Origin of the sequence: Desulfurella sp., assembly GCF_023256235.1 — a bacterium.
GTDB lineage: Bacteria > Campylobacterota_A > Desulfurellia > Desulfurellales > Desulfurellaceae > Desulfurella.
Map to the genome: position 1 here is coordinate 28,054 of NZ_JAGDWY010000075.1, position 3,073 is coordinate 31,126.

4 protein-coding genes are annotated in these 3,073 nt (G+C 29.1%); 2 read left to right on the top strand and 2 right to left on the bottom strand.

Annotation, left to right across the window (positions count from 1 at the left end):
* Both Q0C22_RS08300 and murF read left to right on the top strand, forming a co-directional pair.
* The coding region (locus tag Q0C22_RS08300; protein ID WP_291493668.1) for a cyanophycin synthetase at positions 1 to 353 on the top strand (353 nt) is incomplete at its 5' end.
* Positions 337 to 1,557 (top strand): UDP-N-acetylmuramoyl-tripeptide--D-alanyl-D-alanine ligase, encoded by a 1,221-nt coding sequence (gene murF, locus Q0C22_RS08305; protein ID WP_291493670.1) that lies wholly within the window; start codon positions 337 to 339, stop codon positions 1,555 to 1,557. The genes Q0C22_RS08300 and murF, both read left to right, overlap by 17 nt.
* Here the strand turns inward: murF and Q0C22_RS08310 are convergent.
* Both Q0C22_RS08310 and Q0C22_RS08315 read right to left on the bottom strand, forming a co-directional pair.
* Positions 1,479 to 1,916, bottom strand: a complete 438-nt coding sequence (locus Q0C22_RS08310; RefSeq protein WP_291493672.1) for an ASCH domain-containing protein — start codon at positions 1,914 to 1,916, stop codon at positions 1,479 to 1,481. The genes murF and Q0C22_RS08310 overlap by 79 nt on opposite strands.
* On the bottom strand, positions 1,894 to 3,073 hold a 1,180-nt coding region (locus tag Q0C22_RS08315), incomplete at its 5' end, for a hypothetical protein (RefSeq protein WP_291493674.1). The genes Q0C22_RS08310 and Q0C22_RS08315, both read right to left, overlap by 23 nt.

Here is a 3,073-nt window from a genome sequence, read left to right on the forward strand (position 1 = left end):
TAATAGTGGTATTTGGTGCAGGAGGAGATAGAGATAAAACTAAAAGGCCCAAAATGGGTAAAGTAGCAAGTAGTATAGCTGATATAATTATAATAACAAATGATAATCCACGAACAGAAAACCCAGATTCTATTATAAATGACATTTTAGAGGGTATAGATAAAAGCAAAAAAATTATAATTGAAAAAGATAGAAAATTAGCTATTATTAAAGGGCTTGAGAGTACCAGCGAAGGTGATTGCGTGGCAATTTTGGGTAAAGGACATGAAGATTACCAGATTATAGGAGATAAAAAATATCATTTTGACGATAGAGAGGTTGTAAGAGATTTTTGGAATGTGGAATCTAAATGAAATTATTGAACAATTAAAACCGATTGAAATTTTAAAGCCAAAAAAAGTTAACTTTAAAAATATATCTATAGACTCCAGGGCAATTGAAAAAGACGATATTTTTCTGGCATTTAAAGGTGAGTTTAAAGATGGTCATGACTTTATAAATGAAGCTTTTAATAAAGGTTGTAGCTTGTGCATCTGTGAAAAAAGCATAGATAAACCATATTTAAAAGTTTTGGACTCAAAAAAAGCTCTAAAAGATCTGGCGAGTTTTAATAAAATAAAAAGCAAAACTAAAGTTATTGCTATTGTGGGTTCTGTTGGAAAAACAAGTACAAAAGAATTATTAAAATCATATTTTAATGTGTCAAAAATAAATTTTTTTTATACGCAAAAAAATGAAAATAATTGGATAGGGGTTTGTAAAACATTACTTAGAGCCTCAAGTTCTTCTACATTTGGTATAGTAGAAATAGGCACAAATCATAAAGGCGAAATTGCTGAAATCGCAAGTTTTTTAAAACCAGATTTTGTTATTTTTACAGAAATTGGAACTTCTCATATTGGAAACTTTGGCTCAATAGAGGCGATCTTTGAAGAAAAGTCATCAATTGTAAATTTTCTTGAAGATAAAAAAAACGTAATATACAATTTAGACAATCCAATACAAAAAAATAACTTTACTAAATTTCAAATAAACTATTCAAAAATTGATTCTAACGCTTGCGTATATTTAATTGATTATAATAAAGAAGAATACTTCAATAAGCTTTATCTAAATGCGTTTGGTAAAAAATTTCAAGTTAAGGCACCATTTTGGTTAAATATTTCAAATATACTTGCAGCTGCAGCATTTCTTGGGTCCCAAAAACTATTGGATGAAAATTATTTTCAAGAGGCATTAAATAATATAATTTTGCCAGATTATAGAATGCAACTTGAAAAACTTGGGCACACATATTTCATTTTAGATTGTTACAACGCCAGTTTTGAATCAATTAAATTTGCAATCGATGAGCTTAATACAAAAAAAGGCAAAAAGCTTGCAATACTTGGCGATGTATTGGAGCTTGGTATACACACAGAAAGTTTACATAAAAAAATTGGAGAATATACTTCGGGTTTTGATATAGATATAATTGCTTATGGGCATAACGCAAAATACATAGCTTTAGCAAATAGCAACGCTATATTTTTTGAGAATAAAGAAGAATTAAGATAGGTAAAGTTCTGAGGTGGATAAATTTTAAAACCTAAGTTTAATAATTCAATAGGAGAGTCAAAACGTTGTGCCTTATCAATCTCAAAGGCATAGATTATCTCTTTGTTCCCACAATAATTAAAAAAATCTTCTTCTCTTATTCCTCCTGACTCTTTGCATCTTTCCCATATATCTTTTGGAGAACCTGAAATTATCCTTTTAACACTAAAACATCCCACGATTTTTTGTACAGGGTCTGATTCATAAACAATAACTAACTCAGGTATGTGTTTAGGTTTTTGCTTTCTAAATTCATATTTTTTTTCTCCAGAAAATATCTTTTTTGAATATTCAGGTTTAATTGACAATAATATTTTCATTGCTCTCAGTTTCCTTCAATATTAACTTAAATAAATCATTTTCTATCTCTGTAAACCCTCTAGGTGCAGATTCAGAGTCTTTAATAATACCTAGCTCTATAAGTCTCTTTAAATTTAGTCTTTTTGGAAATGAATATGCATAAAGAAAATTTACAATAAAAGGTCTGTTATTTGGTTTAGAATCCCATTGTTGCCTTAGCTCTTGTGTGGAAAACACGCTCCTTTTACCACAAAGACTTACAAATTGATCGAAGTCTTTTATATTAGAATGAATATTCTCTACAATTCCAAGCGTAGTAATTACAGAATGATAGATTGCAGACCCTTCTCGAGATGTTCTATAAAATATGATAATGTCTCCAGCTTTCAAATCACGTTTAATAGACCTGGATATATAGACTTTAGATATGGCATTTCTGAATGGTTCTTGTTCCACGAAATCCCGAGGTGATTCTGTTTTAAGAATAGAATCTGGAAAAAGAGAAGTATGATATTCAGGATATATTGGTACAATAAATTTTCTTGCTCTTTGACTCATAAAAGGATAAGTTTTTTTTGGATCGTTTAGAGAGGCGATATGAGAAAAGTCCCTTACATAAACTTCTTCTTCACCGGATGATGATTTTTTAATTCCATATTTATAAAATCCAAAATCTTCTAAAAGCTTAATTAAACGAAGTTGATCTTCTCTCTTAGGAAAAATTGTGACATATATTTCCTCGACATTGAACAACAAGGCATTATCAAATACAACCTTAAGAAGTCTTTCACCAAGTCTGAAACCATTTAATTGAACTTTCATAGTACCGATTTTCAATCTCTTTTTTGGTTTAAAAATTGGATCTATATCCCCATAAGGCTCAGATTCATCTTCTTTTTTAATATAAAGAAATGCTAAAATTTTTTCATCAGATTCGGCTACATAAGCAACTTCATTTGCTTTTTTATTAAACCATTTTTCATAACCGATATAGTCTTCTTTAAAGCTATCAAAAAATTCATCATTAATATTTACATTTCCAAAGTATTCTTTCTTGAGTATAGGTACTTTATAATCCAATAAGTCAGGATTTTCAGAAATTACTTTCTCTAGAAATTCTTCTATAGTAAATACTTTATCGTCAATTCCCAATTTTTCACATTTATGATGAATTTTT